Here is a 17106-nt window from a genome sequence, read left to right on the forward strand (position 1 = left end):
ACCCCATCGGAACCGATCAGCCGTTGAGGATGTCCTCGATCTGCTGGTCGGCCTCTTCGGCGAGCGCCTTCACGTCGCCGCCCTGCGCGATGTTGACGAAGAGGTCCTGCAGGATGCCCGCGGCCTCGACGTCGGCCCACTTCGGCGAGGCCGGGGTGAGCTTGGCGTTGCCGGCGGCCGCCGCGATCGCCTGCGCGACCTCGTCGGTGCCGAGCGTGTCGGCGAGCGAGAGCTTGGCGGGAACGAGGCCGTTCTCGCCGTAGATCGTCTGGAACTCGTCGGAGAGGATGATCTTCAGCGCGTCGATCGCGAGCTCGGGGTGCTGCGACTTGGCCGAGATGCCGATGTTCGAGCCGCCCGCGAAGACCTGTGCGGCCCCGCCGTCCTTGCCCGGCAGGGCGTAGACGCCGAGGTTCTCCTCCTGCTCGGGGCAGCCGGGGGTCTCGGCGTCGGCCGGCGCGAGGATCGACCACTTGACCCAGCTCGGGGCCGACAGCTGCAGCGTGGTGCCGTCGCAGAAGCCGACCTGCGGGTTCGTCTCCTGGCCGTCCTTCGGCGCCCGCGACGCCTCGGTCATGACCTTCTGCACCTGCTCGAGGCCCGCGACCGACTCGTCGCTGGAGAGCTGCGCATCCCACGTGTCTCCGTCGGGCACGGCGACCTCGCCGCCGTTCTCCCAGATGTACGGGAGGGCGTTGTACCAGTCCTGGCCGGGCCACCAGATGCCCGACTTGCCGGGGTTCGCCTCGGCGAGGGCGATGCCCTGGTCGACGTACTGGTCGAGCGTGGTCGGCGCCTCGAGGCCCGCCGCGGCGAGCGCGTCCTTCTTGTAGAACACCAGGCGCGCGCCCGAGTACAGCGGAGCGGCGTAGAACTTGCCGTCGTACGAGCCCGCCTCGACGAAGCCGGGCAGCAGGTCGTCACCGCCGAGCTCGTCGTACTGGTCGCTCAGGTCGAGGAAGGCGCCGGCCGAGGTGAAGGCCGCGGCCTGGGTGTTGCCGACCTCGACGACGTCGGGGCTGTCCGAGCCCGAGAGGCTCGTGGTGAGGCGGTCCACCAGGCCGTCCCACGACTGCTCCTCGATGACCAGCGTGGAGCCGGGGTGCTCCTCCTCGAACGTGCTCTTCAGGTACTCGCGCGCCTCGTCGGGCGTGTCGGTGCCGACGAGCCAGACGCGGATCTCGGCGCCCTCCTCGGAGGCGGCGTCGCCTCCGGAGGTGGCGCACCCGGCGAGGGTCAGCGCAGCTGCGGCGCCGAGCGCCACGATGCCGAGTTTCCTCATTGCGTGGATTCCTTTCGTAGGGCGAGGGGTGGGAGCGGGGCCGCCGCCACCCTTGGTGCGGGGTGGGGCTCTACGAGACCCCGAGTTGTCCGGACAGGACCATGACGGCCGCGCCGCGCAGGACGATGTCCTGCCCGTACGCGGTCATCCGGAGCCTCAGATCACGGTGGTGTTCCGCCATGGTCCGATTCCGGAGCGTCTCGACGGTCGCCTCGAGCAGCGGTCCGTCAAGCAGTTCCGCCGGTCCGCTGAGCACGACCTCCGAGAGGTTCAGCGCACCGACGACGGGGGCGAGCACGATGCCGAGGCGCCGGCCCGCTTCCCGCAGGGTCTCTTCGCGGGCGGATGCCGCGGCATCCGCCTCGCCGAGCCGTTCGAGCTCGGCGGTCAGGCGCGGCACGGCCAGCCACGCCTCGAGGCAGCCGTCCTTGCCGCACGCGCAGCGCGGGCCGCCGTCGGTGCCGACCACGACGTGGCCGATCTCACCCGCGGCCGAGCCGGCGCCGAGCACCGGGCGGCCGCCGACGATGAGGCCGGCGCCGACGCCGTGGCCGACCTTCACGAGGATCAGGTCGCCGGGCGCGCTCGCGTGCTCGGCGAGCACGGCGACGTTCGCGTCGTTCGCGACGTGCACGGGCAGGTGGAACGCGGCCGCGAGCCGCTCCTGGAGCGGCAGGTCGGTCCAGCCGAGGTTCGGTGCCGAGCGCACCACGCCGTTGGGCTCGACCACACCGGGCGAGCCGACGCCGATGCCCAGCACGCGCGCGTTCGTGAGCGCGAGCAGCCCGTCGAGCAGCTCGTGCACGAGCGTGACGGCACGCTCGCCCGTGGCGCCGTCGAGCGCGACCTCGGCCTGCGCGACGATGGTGCCGTCGAGGTCGAGGATGGCGCCGCGGAACCGGGTGTGCTCGGAGAGGTCGAGCGCGACGATGTGGAAGCCCGTGCGGTCGACGTCGATCAGCGTGGCGGGCTTGCCGGGTCGCGCGTCCTCGCGCTGTCCGAGCTCGACGACGAGGCCCTCGCCGATGAGCTCGGCGACGAGGTCGGAGATCGTGACGCGCGTGAGGCCGGTCTCGCGCGCGACATCCGCCCGGCTCTGCGCGCCGTTCGTGTAGAGCGTCTGCAGCACGAGCGAGCGGTTGTGGCTGCGCGCGTGCTCGGGCAGCACCTTGCCCGAGGCACGGAGGACGCGATCGGCGAAGAGCGGCACGCTCGCGCTCGAGGCGGGGGCGGCGGGTCGCGAGGCATCCGTTGCGGTCACGTTTGTTAGTAAACCTTACGAACAAACTCTTCGCAAGCGTTCGTTACCGCTCCGTGACCCTCGAGTGTGCGGGGGCTCTCGACTCGAACGGTCGCAGATGGTCGCTTCCACCCGCCATCCGCGACGTCTCGAACCGGCCGGGCGCGACTCCCGGGACCAGTCAGCGAGCGGATGTCGCGGCACGCGGCCGCACGGGCTCGGCCGCCGCGTCGCGACGTCCCCCGATCGCCCGCAGCGCCGCGAGGATCGCCGCGAGGTCGACGAGCTCCTGCAACAGTGCGCCGGCGGTCGCGGGGATGAAGCCGAACGCGGCGACCAGCATCAGGCCCACGCTCACGATGATGCCCAGCCAGATGCTCTGCAGCGCGATCCGCACGGTGTCGCGGCCGATCTCGACGGCCTTCGCCGTGCGCGAGATGTCGTCGACCAGGATCACCGCGTCGGCGGACTCGCTCGCCGCCGTCGCGCCGCGCGCGCCCATCGCGATGCCGACGTCGGCCGCGGCGAGCACGGGCGCGTCGTTCACGCCGTCGCCCACCATGACCACGGGGCGCTCGGCGATCGCCGCGACCTCGTGCACCTTGTCGGCCGGGAGGCACTCGGCGCGCACGCGCTCGATGCCGATCTCGGCGGCGATGTGCTCGGCTGTCGCCTGCGCGTCGCCCGTGAGCATCATCGTGTGGTGCACGCCGAGCCGGTCGAGCCGCTCGAGCGTGGCATGGGCGTTGTCGCGCAGGCGGTCGCGCGCGAGCAGCGCGCCGGCATACCGGCCGTCGACGGCGACGTAGACCGCGAGCTCGCCCGGCGCGATGGCGGTGCGGCGCGCGTCGGGCGCGTGCTCGAGCACGTAGCCGAACTTGCCGACCACGACCTCGCGCCCGCCGAGGCGGGCCACGACGCCGTTCGTCGCGTCCTCGCGTGCGGCGTCGGCCTCCACGAGCCGGAGCCCCTGCTCGCGTGCGGCGTGCGTGATCGACGCGGCGAGCACGTGCGAGGAGTACTGCTCGGCCGACGCGACGAGCGCCAGCAGCTCGTCGGCGCCGAAGCCGGCCTCGGGGCGCACCGCGACCAGCTCGGGCTCGCCGTGCGTGAGCGTGCCGGTCTTGTCGAACACCGCGGTCTTCGCGCGCGCGAGCTGCTCGAGCACTCCCCCGCCCTTGACGATGACGCCGTTGCGGGCGGCACGGCTCATGCCGCCGATGAACGCGACGGGCGCGGCGATGAGCAGCGGGCACGGCGTGGCGAGCACGAGCACCTCGGCGAAGCGCACCGGGTCGCCCGACACCCACCACGCGAGTCCGGCGAGCAGGAGCGAGAACACCGTGAACGGCACGGCGTAGCGGTCGGCGAGCCGCACGACCGGGGCCTTGCTGGCCGCGGCCTCCGCCACGAGCGCGACGATCTGCTGGTACTGGCTGTCGGCGGCGCGCGCGGTGGCGACGACCTCGACGGCGATCGGCCCGTTCACCGAGCCGCTGAGGAGCGCGTCGCCGGCGCGCTTCTCGACGGGCACGCTCTCACCCGTGATGGAGGACTCGTCGACCGAGGTCTCGGCCGAGCGGAGCGTGCCGTCGACGGGCACGATCTCGCTCGGCCGCACGAGGAGCACGTCGCCCGGCACGACCTCGTCGACGGGCACGTCGACGTAGTGGTCGTCGAGCACGCGGTGCGCGCGCTGCGGCGCGCGCGTCAGGAGCGCGTCGAGTTCGCGCTTGGCGCGCCGCCCGGCGTAGTCCTCGAGCGCCTCGCCGCCCGTGAGCATGAGCACGACGATGAGGGCGGCGACGTACTCCCCGACCCAGACCGTCGCGATGATCGCGGTCACGGCGAGGATGTCCAGGCCCCAGTGGCCGCGCAGGATGTCGCGCACCATCCCGACGGCCTGCCACGCCGCGACGCCGAGCGCGTAGATGCTGAAGATCCACGCGACCAGCCACCCCTGCCCGACGAGCGCGAGCACGATGCCGAGCACGCCGATCGCGAGGGTGAGGGCGACGACGGGGTAGCGACGGATCAGGCGGATGGCGCGGGTCACCCGTCCATCCTCCCCGATTCCCGGGCGGGAACGCCGGAGGGGCCGGATGCGACGCATCCGGCCCCTCCGAACGGGAGCGAGGGCTCAGGCGGCCAGGCGCGCCTTGAGGTTCGCGTCGATCGAGTCGAGGAACTCCTCGGTCGTCTGGTAGGCCTGCTCGGGGCCGACCAGCAGCGCGAGGTCCTTGGTCATCGCGCCGGACTCGACGGTCTGGATCACGACCTCCTCGAGCACCTTGGTGAAGTCGATGAGCTCCTGGTTGCCGTCGAGCTTGCCGCGGTGCGCGAGGCCGCGCGTCCACGCGAAGATCGAGGCGATCGGGTTGGTCGAGGTGGGCTTGCCCTGCTGCCACTGGCGGTAGTGGCGCGTGACGGTGCCGTGCGCCGCCTCGGCCTCGACGATGCGGCCGTCGGGCGTGGTGAGCACCGAGGTCATCAGGCCGAGCGAGCCGAAGCCCTGCGCGACGGTGTCGGACTGGACGTCGCCGTCGTAGTTCTTGCACGCCCAGACGTAGCCGCCCTCCCACTTGAGGCTGGCCGCGACCATGTCGTCGATGAGGCGGTGCTCGTAGGTGAGGCCGGCCTCGTCGAACTGCGCCTTGAACTCGGTGTCGAAGACCTCCTGGAAGATGTCCTTGAAGCGGCCGTCGTAGGCCTTCAGGATCGTGTTCTTCGTCGAGAGGTAGACCGGGTAGTTGCGGGCGAGGCCGTAGTTCAGCGACGCGCGCGCGAAGTCGCGGATCGAGTCGTCGAGGTTGTACATGCCCATGGCGACGCCCGAGCCGGGCGCCTGGAAGACCTCGAACTTCATCGGCTCGGAGCCGTCGGCGGGCTCGAACGTCATCGTGAGCGTGCCGGCGCCCTCGAACTTGAAGTCGGTCGCGCGGTACTGGTCGCCGAACGCGTGGCGGCCGACGATGATCGGCTTGTTCCAGCCGGGGACGAGCCGCGGGATGTTGGAGATGATGATCGGCTCGCGGAAGATCACGCCGCCGAGGATGTTGCGGATGGTGCCGTTCGGCGAGCGCCACATCTTCTTCAGGCCGAACTCCTCGACGCGCGCCTCGTCGGGCGTGATCGTCGCGCACTTGACGCCGACGCCGTGCTTCTTGATCGCGTTGGCCGCGTCGACCGTGATCTGGTCGTCGGTCTCGTCGCGCTTCTGGATGGAGAGGTCGTAGTACTCGAGGTTCACGTCGAGGTACGGGTGGATGAGCTGGTCCTTGATGGCCTGCCAGATGATGCGGGTCATCTCGTCGCCGTCGAGTTCGACGACGGTGCCTTCGACCTTGATCTTCGACAAGGGGCGGTCTCCTTGGGATCTCGTGGGGATTGCGTGGGAAGCGAGGAAGTCTCGGGGTGTCCGACACACCGCCTGCCAGCTTACCGCGTCGGCGGGATATCTCGACATCGAGAGAATTCGCGGGCTACCGTGCGCGCCGACGTGGCGGTTAGGCTGCGATGCATGGCTGAACTGCGACTCGAAGAACTGAACGCGACGAACATCGTGGCCGCGAACAACCTGTCGCTGAAGCCCGGCCAGGAGCAGTTCATCGCTCCCGTCACCTACGCTGCCGAACAGGCGGTCGTGAACCCCACCACGGCGTGGCAGCGGGTCGCGCTCAACGGCGACAAGGTCGTCGGCTTCATCCACGGCAACTTCGACCCCGACAACGAGCACGAGGAGTTCCGGGCCTGCATCTGGCGCATCAACGTCGACGCCGAGGCGCAGGGCAAGGGCGTCGGCCGGTTCCTCGCGCACGCCCTCGCCGAGGAGGCGAAGCGCCGTGGGTTCGACCACATCACCGTGCTCTGGGAGCCCGACGCGAGCGGTCCCGGCGAGTTCTTCCACCGCATCGGCTTCCGCGACGTCGGCGAGACGCAGTACGGCGACGTCATCGGCTCGCTCCAGCTGAAGAGCTGAGCGCCCGCGCAGCGGGCCCTGCAGAGGGGCGGCGGATGGCGCGGAACGGCGACGCGTTCGTCGAGGCCGTGCTCGCCGTCGTCGCCGACATCCCGCCGGGTCGCGTCATGACGTACGGCGACGTCGCGGCGGTGCTCGGTTCGCGCGCCGCGCGCGCCGTGGGGCAGGTCATGGCCCGGTACGGGCATGCGGTGCCGTGGTGGCGCGTCGTCCGCGCCGGGGGGCGCCCGCCCGCCGGCCACGCCGAGCGCGCGCGCGAGCACTACGACGCGGAGGGCGTGCCGTTGCGACCGGTCGACGACGTCGACGGCTACCGCATCGACCTCGCGGCCTGCCGCTGGCGCGGCTGAGCGCGACGGGTCGGGCTCACACGTCGGCCGGCGTGCCGATGCCGCCGGGAGCGAGTCCCGCGGACGCACCGGATGGGGACGCGTCGGGCGCGTGGTCGCCCGCGTCGGCCGCCACGAGCAGCCCGGCGCCCGCGAGCGAACGGCGGGGCGCGTCGGGATCCGGTCCGGCGCCGGACGCCGGGGCGACCGCGACGGCCGGAGGTTCGGCGGGCGGGAGGTCGACGGGCATCCGCACGGTCACCGTGGTGCCCGCGCCGCGGGGGCTGTCGAGCTCGATCGTGCCGCCCACCGCGTCGACGCGGTCGGCGATGCCGAGCATGCCGGTCCCCGAGTCGAGCGACGCGCCGCCGACCCCGTTGTCGCGGACCACGAGCACGAGCTCCTCGCCCACGACCTGGGCGCGCACCCACGCCCGGGTCGCGGCCGAGTGCTTGGCGATGTTCGCGAGCGACTCCGCCACGGCGAAGTACGCGGTCGACTCGATCAGCTCGGGCAGGCGCCCCTCGGCCTGCACGTCGATCTCGACGGGCACCGGGCAGCGTCCGGCGAGCTCGGGCACCGCGAGCGCCAGTCCGCCCTGCGAGAGCAGGCTCGGATGGATGCCGTGGGCGAGCTCGCGCAGCTCCTTCAGCCCCTGGTTGAGCGTGGCGATGCAGTCCTCGAGCTCCTCGGCGAGCGCGTCCTGTCCAGCGCCGCGCGCGTCGTTCGCCGCGAGCCGCAGCCGCATGCCGAGCGACACGAGCTGCTGCTGGGCGCCGTCGTGCAGGTCGCGTTCGATGCGCCGCCGGGCCTCGACGCCGGCCTCGACGATGCGCTGGCGCGACTGGCGCACGTGCTCGAGCGTGCGCTCGACCTCGGAGCGGAGGCGCCCGTTGTCGACCGAGAGGCGCAGTGCGCTCGAGACGCCGTCGAGCAGGCGCGAGTTGTCGGTGAGCACCCGGTCGTGGCGGATCAGCGCGATCGGCAGTCCGCTCGGCGACGCGACGGGGAGGATGCTGTGGCCCCGACCGGCCTCCTGCGAGTCGATGGGCTGCCCCGCGGCATCGACGTACCGGCCGCGCTCCTCGTCCCACCAGTAGACGCGCACGCTGTCGTCGCGGAGCGTGCGCGCGAGCGACTCGGCCCAGAGGCCGCGGTCGGCGCCCTCGCGCGTGATGCGCATGAGGTCGGCCACGCGCGCCCGCATGTTGCGCGCGTGCGCGATGCCCGCGACGAAGCAGACGGGCACCGAGGCCATCGCGATGAGCGACACCGTGTCGATGACCATGTCGGCGGGGCGCCGGCCGCGTAGCCGACCGCCTGCACCGCGAGCGTCGTCGCCCACGCCATGAGCGCGACGGGCATGAGGAACGCGACCGTGCGGGCCGGCACGCTGCCGCGCACCCAGCGCACGAGCAGGCGCACCGCGATCGCGAGCGCGAGCGCGCCGCCCACGATGCGGTAGCCGGTGTCGATCAGCGCGAACAGGCCCGGCGCCTCCGCGATGCGGTAGGGGTTGGGCACGCAGTCGCAGGGCACCGCATCGGTGCCGGCGAGCGCGAGCACCGCCAGGAAGTTCACGAGCGAGGCGACGAGGGCGGTGGTCGCGATGAACCGGTCGAAGCGGTCGCCGAGCCATCCGCGCGGGTAGACCAGCACGAGGATGCCCGCGATGACGGCCCACGTGAGGTCGATGCCGCGCAGGATCGGCCAGAGCCATCCGACCTGCTCGATGACCTGGTAGAACGACTGCGGGATCCACATCACGACGAAGGCGATCATGAGCCGCGCCGGCACGTCGTTGGGCCCGATCGCCCAGGCGATGCCGGCGCACGCGGCGAACACGATCGGCACCGCCGCGTGCAGCGTGGTGTACGACACCTCCGGACGCAGGTCGGCGGGGGTCGCGAGGAACCCCGAGATCTCCATGGCGAGGCTCAGCACCACGACCGTGGCGATGATCGCGGTGCGGCGTGCGATGCGTCGACGGCGTCCGGCGGCCATCACCTGGGCATCACCTCTGGCCGAGGAGCGTCAGCACCGCGAGCACGCGGCGGTGGTGCTCCGGCGACTCCTCGAGATCGAGTTTCTGCAGGATGCTGCGGACATGGGTCTCCACGGTCTTCAGGCCCAGGAACAGGGTCTGCGCGATGCCGCCGTTCGAGTACCCCTGCGCCATGAGCTCGAGCACCGAGCGCTCGCGCTCGGTGAGGCGCGCGAGCGGGTCGTCGGCGCGCGTGCGCTGCACGAGCTGCTCGACGACCTCGGGGTCGACGACCGAACCGCCCGACGCGACGGTCTGCACGGCGCGGACGAGGGTCTGCGGCTCGGAGACGCGCTCCTTCAGCAGGTAGCCGGTGCCGCTGCCCGCGCCCATGACGCGCAGCGCGTACTCGGGCGTCGCGTACATCGACAGCAGCAGCACGCCCATCTCGTCGCCGCGCTGCCGGATGCGCTCGAGCGCGACGATGCCCTCGTCGCGGTGCGTGGGAGGCATGCGGATGTCGAGGACCGCCGCATCGAGGTCGAGCTCGTCGATCGCGTCGAGGAGCTCGTCGGCGGTGCCCACCGAGGCCACGACCTCGATACCGCCGCCCTCGAGCACCTTCGCGATGCCCTCGCGCAGCAGCAGGGCATCGTCGGCGATCGCGACCCGCAACGGGCGCTCGCCCTCGACCTGTTCCATGGCACCTCCGTTCGAAGGCGTGCGTGAGCCCCCGACGTCCAAGCGCCGCCCATCGCGAGGCTACCGCGCCACGGGCGCACCCGGCCGGTCCCCGTTCTGGGGACAACCCGGATGCGACGAGCCGCTCGGTCTGCCACGCTGGAGGCATCCGCGCGCCCTGCCCACCCGCGCGGCCCCGCCGAGGCGCCTCGTGCGCCACCCACCCGAGGAGCGCCATGATCCGCAGCGCTGCGCCCGCCGCATCCGCCGCATCCGCACATCCGCCGAGCGCGGATGCCGTGACCGCGTCGACCCGTCCGGTGCGACTCATCGTCGTGCGCCCCGGCGAGCGCATCGAGCAGGTCGTGGCGCGCCATCCCGGCGCCGCCCCATCGTTCAACCGCACGCTGCGGATCGCGCTGGCCATGCGCGGGGGCGTGAGCCTGGCGGTCTGGATCGGCGGCGCCGTCGCCGAGCTCGACCTGCTGCGACGGATCAGGCTCTACGACGCGGGTGCGGAGACCCTCGCGCTCGTCCCCGAGACCGCGAGACGCCCGCTGACCGGGCCGGTGCTCGCGCGGTTGCAGGCCTACGCCGAACTGCTCGACGCCGCCGGGTTCGACCGCGTCGAGTTCGACCTGCTCGCCGGCGCGAGCGCCGGCGGCCTCAACGCGGTCGTGTACTCGGTCGCGCAGCGCGCGGGCACGGGACTCGACACGCTGCTCGACACCTGGGGTCGCGTCGGCGGGTTCTGGGGCCTGCTGCACCCGCCCGGTTCGCGCCGCATCCTCGCGCTCATGCAGGGCGAGGACTACTTCCGCGCGCACACCTACGACGCGCTCACCGAGATCTACGGCACGGAGGACCGCCACCCCGACCTGGTGTCCTCGTACACCGCCGTCGACCTCTCGGCGACCGTCATCGACGCGGCCGACGAGTTCGAGGAGGACGCGAACGAGGGCCGGGGCCACTTCCGCTTCGTCGGCAGCGACGACCACGACCTCGACAACCGCATCCCCACGCCGAGCGACGACGAGGACCGGCGCCGCGACGACCTCGTGAACCTCTCGCGGCTCGCGCTCGCGGCGCGCTCGACGTCGTCGCTGCCCGGCGGATTCGAGCCGGCCCACGTCGACTCGTTCGGCGGCGTCGCCGGCGACGCCGAGCAGGAGACCGGCCCGGGGATGCGCTTCGCGTTCGCCGCGCACCGCGAGGGACCCGACACCCCGTATCGCATCGTCGACGGCGCGGTGTTCGACAACGTGCCCATCGAGCGCGCGCTCCGCGCCGCGCGGTTCCGGGTCTCGGACCGCCGGGCCGACCGGGCCATGCTCTTCCTCGACCCCGAGCCCGACCCGCCCGTGGGCGGCGAGGTCGCCTGGGATGCGAACGCGTCCCGGTTCTTCCGCGCGATCGGCGCGATGATCTCGCGCCAGTTCCGGCGCGAGTCGGTCGCGCGCGAGGTCGCCGAGCTCGAGCGCTTCAACGCCGAGCGCGTGGTGGCCGCCGCCCGGTTCGACAGCGCGGCCCCGCTCGTCGCGGGCGCGGGCTGGGATCACGACGCGATCCACCAGCGCCGCGTCGCGTACGTGCGCGCGCTCGGCATCGACCTGGCCGACCACCTCGCCGAGACGATCGCGACGCCGAGCCTCTGGCAGCTGCACTCGAGCCTGACCAGCCGCCGCCGGTACCGGCCGATCCCGCTCATCCGCCTCGACGGGCTCGCGCGCGCCGCCGCCCGGCGCTTCGCCGCGCTCAGCAGCACCGAGCGCGCGGCGATCGCGAAGTCGCCCCTCGCGCTGGCCGACGCCGCGAACTGCACGCTCGGCTGGACGCGCGCGCTCGAGGCGCTCCCCCAGGAGGCCGGGTCGCGGCGCGGCCTGTCGCTGCCCGAGGTGCGCCGCGCGGCGTACGACGCGCTCACCGCCGCGAACGCCTGGCTCGACGAGCTGACGGCGCGCGTGCTCGTGCGCACCGACGAGCTCGCCGCGAGCGGGCGCACCCCGACCGCCGCCGACTTCGACGAGTGGATCGACGCGTGGCTCGCGGCATCCGCACGCATCCGCACCAACGAGCACTGGCACGAGCTCGACAAGGCCGTCGCGCGACTGCGCATCACCACGCTCCGCGTGGAGCAGGACGCCGCCGCGGGCAAGCGCGACCTCACGCCCGAGTGGGCGGGATCCGGATGGCGGCCGCTCGGGTCGGCGCCGTCGCCGGCCGCGGGCGACCTCGCCCCGCTCTACCACGCGAGCGGCATCCCCGCCGCGCTCTCGCACGTGCGCTACTGGGCCATCGGCGTCGACGAGGCGCCCGACGACCCCGCGAGCTTCCGCGCGCTCGCGACCGACCGCTGGTACTCGTTGCTCGGCGCGGCCCTGCGCACCCCGGGCACGACCCCCGAGCAGGCGGCGTCGGCGCTGCGCCGCGCGTCCGAGAAGGTCGTGCTCGACCGGCAGTCCAAGCTCGCCGGGTACGGCATCGGCAACTTCCTCGGGTTCCTGGCCCGCGACTGGCGCGTGAACGACTGGTGGTGGGGGCGCCTCGACGGCGCAGCCGGCATCGCCCGCTTCTTCTCGTCGCTGCAGCCCGAGCTGGTCCGAACGGATGCCGCGATCCGGCTGCTGCAGGACGCCGTGCTCGAGGAGGCCGACGCCCCGGACCTCGCCGCGCGCGGACTCTCGCCCCTGGAGCCGCGGCGCGCTGCCGCGAGCGCGCCGGTGCCACCGTCCGCCGCGACCACGGCGGTGCTGCCCTCGGCTCCGGGCGAGCCGGGCGACGCGCGCGCCGCGCGGCGTTCACGCCTGCGGGCCGGCACCGACACCATCCTCAACCTCGACCCGTCGTACCGCTTCGCGATCGCCTCGCGAACGGTGCGGCTGCTCGACCGCGTCGTCGTCCAGCCCGTGAACCGGGCCGTCGCGGTCGGCGCCCAGGCCGTGCTCGCCCTCGCCCGCCCGATCCTCGCGGCGGCGCCGACGGTGTTCGACCCGCCCCGCCTCGCGCTCGTGTCGGGCTTCGTCGCCGCGGTCGCCTGGCTGCTGACGTGGGACGACGTCGAGCTGGGCGCCCCGTGGTGGCTGATCGCGTCGGGCGTGATCGGCGTGGCCGGCATGGCCGCGATCGCCTGGGGCGTGTGGTCGGCCCAGCGCCGGTGGGCGGCCGTGGCCGCCGCCCTGGACCCGCCGCTCTCGGATGCCGCCGAGGCGGCGCGGCGGCGCGCCGCGCGTCCCGCGTGGATCATCGCCGGCGTCGGCATGGCGAGCCTCGTGCCGTTCGTGATCGCGCTCATCGGCAGCAACTTCCTGCTCATCCTGCTCTCGGGCGCCGTCACGACGATCCTCGCGCTGATCGCCATCCGGCTCGCGACGGCCGCCACGCGCGCCTCGATCCCGGGGCGCGACGCCCGGACGATCTCGATGGTCGTGGTCTTCGCCGTCCTCGGCGGCGTGCTGCCCGCGGTCCAGCTCGTGGTCGAGCTCGTCGTCGGCGACCCGATGCCGGTGTTCCTGCAGGTGCCCCGCCAGTGGAACTGGCTCGTGCTCGCCGTGGGCGCGGCCGCCGTGACGATCGCGCTGACCGTCGACTGGCTCCGCGTCGGCCGGACCCCGCGGGCGATCGCCGACACCCGCGGCGTCAACTGGATCACGGTCACGATCCTCGCCGTCGCCGTCGCGCTCGGCGCCGACTGGGTCGCCCAGCAGCTCACGCTGGGCATCGCGCCGCTGCTGGCCGACACCGTGGCCGCGACGGTCTTCATCGTCGCCTGGGCCAACGTGCTCTGGTGGATGCCCGAGCTGGTCCGCCGCATCCCCGAGGTCGACGACCGCGTGGTGCGCGCACCGCTGGACTAGGCCGGGCCGACGAGGGGTGGGCGGATGGCGCGGGCGCTCCCCCGCGCCATCCGCCCCGCCCTACACGAGCGAGTCGCGCCAGGCCGCGTGCAGCGCCGCGAACCGGCCCGAGCCCGCGATGAGCTCGGCGGGCGCGCCGTCCTCGACGATGCGCCCGTGCTCCATCACGAGCACCCGGTCGGCGATCGCGACCGTCGAGAGGCGGTGCGCGATGATCACCGCGGTGCGGTCGGCGAGCAGCGTCTGCAGCCCCTCCTGCACCATCCGCTCGCTCGGGATGTCGAGCGAGGAGGTCGCCTCGTCGAGGATCAGCACCGCGGGGTCGGCGAGGAAGGCGCGCGCGAAGGAGATCAGCTGGCGCTGGCCCGCCGAGACCCGGCCGCCCCGCTTGTTCACGTCGGTGTCGTAGCCGTTCGGCAGGCCCTCGATGAACTCGTGCGCGCCGACCGCCGTGGCGGCCGCGACGATCTCGTCGTGCGTCGCGTCGGGCTTGCCGAGCGCGATGTTCTCGGCCACCGAACCCGAGAACAGGTAGGCCTCCTGCGTGACCATGACGATCGCACGGCGCAGGTCCTTCGGGTGCAGGCGGCGCAGGTCGACGCCGTCCAGGTCGACGACGCCGTCGCTCGGGTCGTAGAACCGCGCGATGAGCTTCGCCAGCGTCGACTTGCCCGCGCCGGTGGAGCCCACGAGCGCGACGGTCTGCCCTGCCGGGATGTCGAGGTCGAACCTCGGCAGCACCACGCGGTCGCGCGTGTACGCGAACTCGACGCCCTCGAACCGCACGCGACCGTCGGCCGCCCAGAGGTCGACGGGGTCCGCCGGGTCGGGCACGCTCGGCTCCTCCTCGAGGACGCCCGAGATCTTCTCGAGCGCCGACGCGGCCGACTGGTAGGAGTTGTAGAACATCGCGAGCTCCTCCATCGGATCGAAGAAGCGCTTCGTGTACAGGACGGCCGCGAGCAGCACGCCGACCTCGAGCGCCCCGTCGACGACCCGGAAGCCGCCGATGAGCAGCACCACCGCGACCGCGACGTTGCCGATGAGCGCGAGCGACGGGTTGTAGATCGCGAACAGGCCGAGCACGCGCGCGTTGACCTCGCGGTTGTCCTCGACGAGCTCGCCGAAGACGCGCTCGTTGCGGCGCTCCGTCCGGAACGCCTGCACCGCGCGGATGCCCGTCATCGTCTCGACGAACTGCACGATGAGCGACGCGCTGGCCACCCGGGAGCGCCGGAACAGCTTCTGCGAGCGCACCTGGAACCACCGGCTGAGCAGCGCGAGCGGCAGGAGCGTCGCCACGAGCACGAGTCCGGAGACCCAGTCGAGCCACACGAGCGCGATCGCGGTGAACACCATGTAGAGCACGCCGCGCACGAGCTGGTTGATGCCCTCGTCGAGCAGCTCCCGGATCGCGTCGAGGTCGCTGGTCTGGCGCGAGATGATCCGGCCCGACGTGTACGACTCGTGGAACTCGAGCGAGAGCTTCTGCGTGTGCAGGAAGACGCGCGTGCGCAGGTCGATCAGGACGGCCTGGCTGACCCGGGCGGCCAGCCGGATGTACCACGCGATCAGGAACGCGCCGGCGGCACCGGTCGCGAGATACGCGAGCCCGGCGAGCGTCACCGGCATCCACTCCTGCCGCATGAGCGCGGGCAGGCCCTGGTCGATGCCGTAGGCGATGAGCGCCGGGCCGGCGACCTGGGCCGCGGTCGACACGACGATGATCGCCATCGTGGCCCACAGCTGCGCGCGCAGTGGGCGCAGCAGCGATCCGAGCAGCCGCAGGCTCCGCGCCCGCAGCGAGCGGGACTCGGCCTTGCTGAACTCGTGCCGCTCCTCGCCCTGCACTCCGGTCAGGGTGCTCATCGGACCGCCTCCTCTCGTGCGTCGTTCCCGGGTGATCGCGTCGCGGCCGACGCGGTCGCGGGCGCCTCGAGCTCCTCGTCGTCGATGAGGTCGGATTCCTCCGCGTGCACGCGGCGCTCCTCGTCCTCCAGGCTCGAGATGACGAACCGGTAGTGCTCCGACTCGGCGAGCAGCTCGGAGTGGGTGCCGACCGCGGTGATGCGGCCGTCCTCGAGCAGGGCCACCCGGTCGGCGAGCATGACCGTCGAGGGGCGGTGGGCGACGATGAGCGCCGTGGTCGAGGCCAGGACGTTCCGCAGCTCGGCCTCGACCTTCGCCTCGGTCGCGACGTCGAGCGCCGAGAGCGGGTCGTCGAGGACGAGCACGGCGGGCTTCGCAGCGACCGCGCGGGCGAGCGCGAGCCGCTGGCGCTGGCCGCCCGAGAGGCTCATGCCCTCCTCGCCGACCTTCGTGTCGACCCCGTCGGGCAGGCCGTACGCGAAGCCGGCCTGGGCGATGCGCAGCGCCTCGGCGAGCACGCGATCGGCCTCGGCCGAGACATCCGGGTCGGATGCCGCGTCGCCGGTCAGGTCGGGACGCCCGAGCAGCACGTTGTCGCGCACCGACGCGGAGAACAGCGTCGCATCCTCGAACGCCATCGCGACGTGGCGGCGCAGCTCCTCCCGCGAGAGCGCGCGCACGTCGACGCCGTCGAGGGTCACCGACCCCGACGTGACGTCGTAGAGGCGCGTGGTGAGCGCGGTCATCGTCGTCTTGCCCGAGCCGGTGAGGCCGACGAGCGCCATGGTCTCGCCGGGGCGCAGCACGAGGTCGACGCCGTCGAGCAGGTCGCCGAAGCGGTCGGGCGAGTCCTGGTAGCGGAAGTGCACGTCGTGGAACGCGAGCTCGCCCCGGGGCCGCTCGATCGCGACGGGCCGCTCGGGGTCGGTGATGGCGTTCTCGGTGTCCATGATGTCGAAGTAGCGGTCGGTCGCCGTGCGCGCGTCCAGGGAGAACGCGAGCAGGAACCCGATGGACTCGATCGGCCAGGCGAGCACGGCCGCGGTCGCGAAGAACGCGACGAGCTGGCCGACCGACATCTCGCCCTGCGCCGCGAGCCAGACGCCGAGCACGAGGCAGATCGCGAGCGCCACCGTGGGCACGATGAGGATCCAGATCCAGATGTCGGCGTCGAGGCGCGCCTTCTCGATCTCGGTCGAGCGCAGCCGTTCGGCCTGCGCCCGGAACGAGGTCAGCGCGTGCTTGCCGCGACCGAACGCCTTGAGCACGCGGATGCCGTGCACCGATTCCTCGACCGCGGTGGCGAGGTCGCCCGACTGGTCCTGGCTGCGCCGCGACACCTCGGAGTAGCGGCCCTCGAAGCGGTAGCCGACGATCCAGAGCGGCACGGCGCACGCGAGGAACACCAGGCCCAGCACCCAGTTCATCGCGATGAGGATCACGGCGCCCACGACGATGACCACGAAATTGCCGACGAGCAGCACGAAGCCGAACGCGAGCCACCGGCGGATCAGGCTGAGGTCGCTCACCGCGCGCGAGAGCAGCTGGCCGCTCGGCCAGCGGTCGTGGAAGCTCACGGGCAGCTCCTGCAGCTTCGCGTAGAGCGCGTCGCGCATGCGGGCCTCGACCCGCGTCGTCGGCGTGAGCACGAGCCAGCGCCGCAGCGCGAACATCGCCGCCTCGCCGGCGCCGAGCGCGAGCACCAGCAGCGAGAGCGGAACGACGGCGTCGCGATCGCCGTCGGCGAGGGGTCCGTCGACGATCGACTCGAGCACCTGCGGGATCGCGAGCGCGATGAGCTGCGCGACCAGGTACGCCGCCATGCTCGCGACGATCGCCGGCATGGCGGGGCCGACGTAGTCGCGGAGGCGTGCGAGCGCGCGGACGG

General features: G+C 72.8%; 12 protein-coding genes. 3 read left to right on the plus strand and 9 right to left on the minus strand.

Annotated features, from left to right (window positions below; translation table 11 throughout):
* Positions 1–16: 16 nt before the first annotated feature.
* The 4 genes from JOD46_RS15420 to JOD46_RS15435 all read right to left on the minus strand — a co-directional run bounded on the left by JOD46_RS15420 (position 17) and on the right by JOD46_RS15435 (position 5880).
* Entirely contained in the window at positions 17–1282 is a 1266-nt protein-coding gene (locus JOD46_RS15420; RefSeq protein WP_204395378.1) for an extracellular solute-binding protein, read from the minus strand.
* Between the two features lie 70 nt (positions 1283–1352).
* Positions 1353–2543 (minus strand): ROK family transcriptional regulator, encoded by a 1191-nt coding sequence (locus JOD46_RS15425; protein WP_204395379.1) that lies wholly within the window; start codon positions 2541–2543, stop codon positions 1353–1355.
* Between the two features lie 160 nt (positions 2544–2703).
* A complete protein-coding gene (locus JOD46_RS15430; protein WP_204395380.1) occupies positions 2704–4635 on the minus strand; it encodes a heavy metal translocating P-type ATPase in 1932 nt (643 codons plus the stop codon).
* Between the two features lie 27 nt (positions 4636–4662).
* A complete protein-coding gene (locus tag JOD46_RS15435; protein ID WP_204395381.1) occupies positions 4663–5880 on the minus strand; it encodes an NADP-dependent isocitrate dehydrogenase in 1218 nt (405 codons plus the stop codon).
* 162 nt (positions 5881–6042) lie between these two features.
* On the opposite strand from JOD46_RS15435, the gene JOD46_RS15440 reads away from it, so the two are divergent.
* Together JOD46_RS15440 and JOD46_RS15445 are read left to right on the plus strand one after the other, a co-directional pair.
* Positions 6043–6501, plus strand: a complete 459-nt coding sequence (locus JOD46_RS15440) for a GNAT family N-acetyltransferase (protein ID WP_204395382.1) — start codon at positions 6043–6045, stop codon at positions 6499–6501.
* A 35-nt stretch (positions 6502–6536) separates the two neighbouring features.
* Positions 6537–6851 carry an MGMT family protein gene (locus tag JOD46_RS15445; RefSeq protein WP_204395383.1) on the plus strand — a complete coding sequence of 105 codons (315 nt, stop codon included), beginning with the start codon at positions 6537–6539 and terminating at the stop codon, positions 6849–6851.
* A gap of 16 nt (positions 6852–6867) precedes the next feature.
* Here the strand turns inward: JOD46_RS15445 and JOD46_RS18675 are convergent, their stop codons facing one another.
* The 3 genes from JOD46_RS18675 to JOD46_RS15455 are packed head-to-tail and all read right to left on the minus strand — an operon-like array spanning position 6868 to position 9516.
* Positions 6868–7788, minus strand: coding sequence for a sensor histidine kinase (locus JOD46_RS18675; protein ID WP_307835109.1), 921 nt, complete (start codon positions 7786–7788; stop codon positions 6868–6870).
* A gap of 14 nt (positions 7789–7802) precedes the next feature.
* On the minus strand, positions 7803–8834 hold the full coding sequence (locus JOD46_RS18680) for a hypothetical protein (protein ID WP_239562810.1): 1032 nt from the start codon (positions 8832–8834) through the stop codon (positions 7803–7805).
* 10 nt (positions 8835–8844) lie between these two features.
* The gene (locus tag JOD46_RS15455) at positions 8845–9516 is read right to left on the minus strand and encodes a response regulator (protein ID WP_204395385.1); all 672 of its coding nucleotides are present in this window, start codon (positions 9514–9516) and stop codon (positions 8845–8847) included.
* A 215-nt stretch (positions 9517–9731) separates the two neighbouring features.
* On the opposite strand from JOD46_RS15455, the gene JOD46_RS15460 reads away from it, so the two are divergent.
* A complete protein-coding gene (locus JOD46_RS15460; RefSeq protein ID WP_204395386.1) occupies positions 9732–13349 on the plus strand; it encodes a DUF3376 domain-containing protein in 3618 nt (1205 codons plus the stop codon).
* Between the two features lie 60 nt (positions 13350–13409).
* Here the strand turns inward: JOD46_RS15460 and JOD46_RS15465 are convergent, their stop codons facing one another.
* Together JOD46_RS15465 and JOD46_RS15470 are read right to left on the minus strand one after the other, a co-directional pair.
* The gene (locus JOD46_RS15465) at positions 13410–15218 is read right to left on the minus strand and encodes an ABC transporter ATP-binding protein (protein ID WP_204395387.1); all 1809 of its coding nucleotides are present in this window, start codon (positions 15216–15218) and stop codon (positions 13410–13412) included.
* Positions 15215–17062: an ABC transporter ATP-binding protein gene (locus JOD46_RS15470; RefSeq protein ID WP_239564158.1), complete on the minus strand. Its 1848-nt coding sequence runs from the start codon at positions 17060–17062 to the stop codon at positions 15215–15217. Before JOD46_RS15470 ends, JOD46_RS15465 begins: the two co-directional genes overlap by 4 nt.
* Positions 17063–17106 lie beyond the last annotated feature (44 nt).

Source organism: Agromyces aurantiacus, assembly GCF_016907355.1.
Taxonomy (GTDB): Bacteria; Actinomycetota; Actinomycetes; order Actinomycetales; family Microbacteriaceae; genus Agromyces; species Agromyces aurantiacus.

Excerpts from the sequence above, each read along its gene's own strand:
- JOD46_RS15420 (WP_204395378.1), bottom strand. The coding sequence starts at position 1,282 with ATGAGGAAACTCGGCATCGTGGCGCTCGGCGCCGCAGCTGCGCTGACC.
- JOD46_RS15430 (WP_204395380.1), bottom strand. The coding sequence starts at position 4,635 with ATGCGTCGCATCCGGCCCCTCCGGCGTTCCCGCCCGGGAATCGGGGAG.
- JOD46_RS15440 (WP_204395382.1), top strand. The coding sequence starts at position 6,043 with ATGGCTGAACTGCGACTCGAAGAACTGAACGCGACGAACATCGTGGCC.
- JOD46_RS15445 (WP_204395383.1), top strand. The coding sequence starts at position 6,537 with ATGGCGCGGAACGGCGACGCGTTCGTCGAGGCCGTGCTCGCCGTCGTC.
- JOD46_RS18680 (WP_239562810.1), bottom strand. The coding sequence starts at position 8,834 with ATGGCCGCCGGACGCCGTCGACGCATCGCACGCCGCACCGCGATCATC.
- JOD46_RS15455 (WP_204395385.1), bottom strand. The coding sequence starts at position 9,516 with ATGGAACAGGTCGAGGGCGAGCGCCCGTTGCGGGTCGCGATCGCCGAC.
- JOD46_RS15460 (WP_204395386.1), top strand. The coding sequence starts at position 9,732 with ATGATCCGCAGCGCTGCGCCCGCCGCATCCGCCGCATCCGCACATCCG.
- JOD46_RS15465 (WP_204395387.1), bottom strand. The coding sequence starts at position 15,218 with ATGAGCACCCTGACCGGAGTGCAGGGCGAGGAGCGGCACGAGTTCAGC.
- JOD46_RS15470 (WP_239564158.1), bottom strand. The coding sequence starts at position 17,062 with ATGCCGGCGATCGTCGCGAGCATGGCGGCGTACCTGGTCGCGCAGCTC.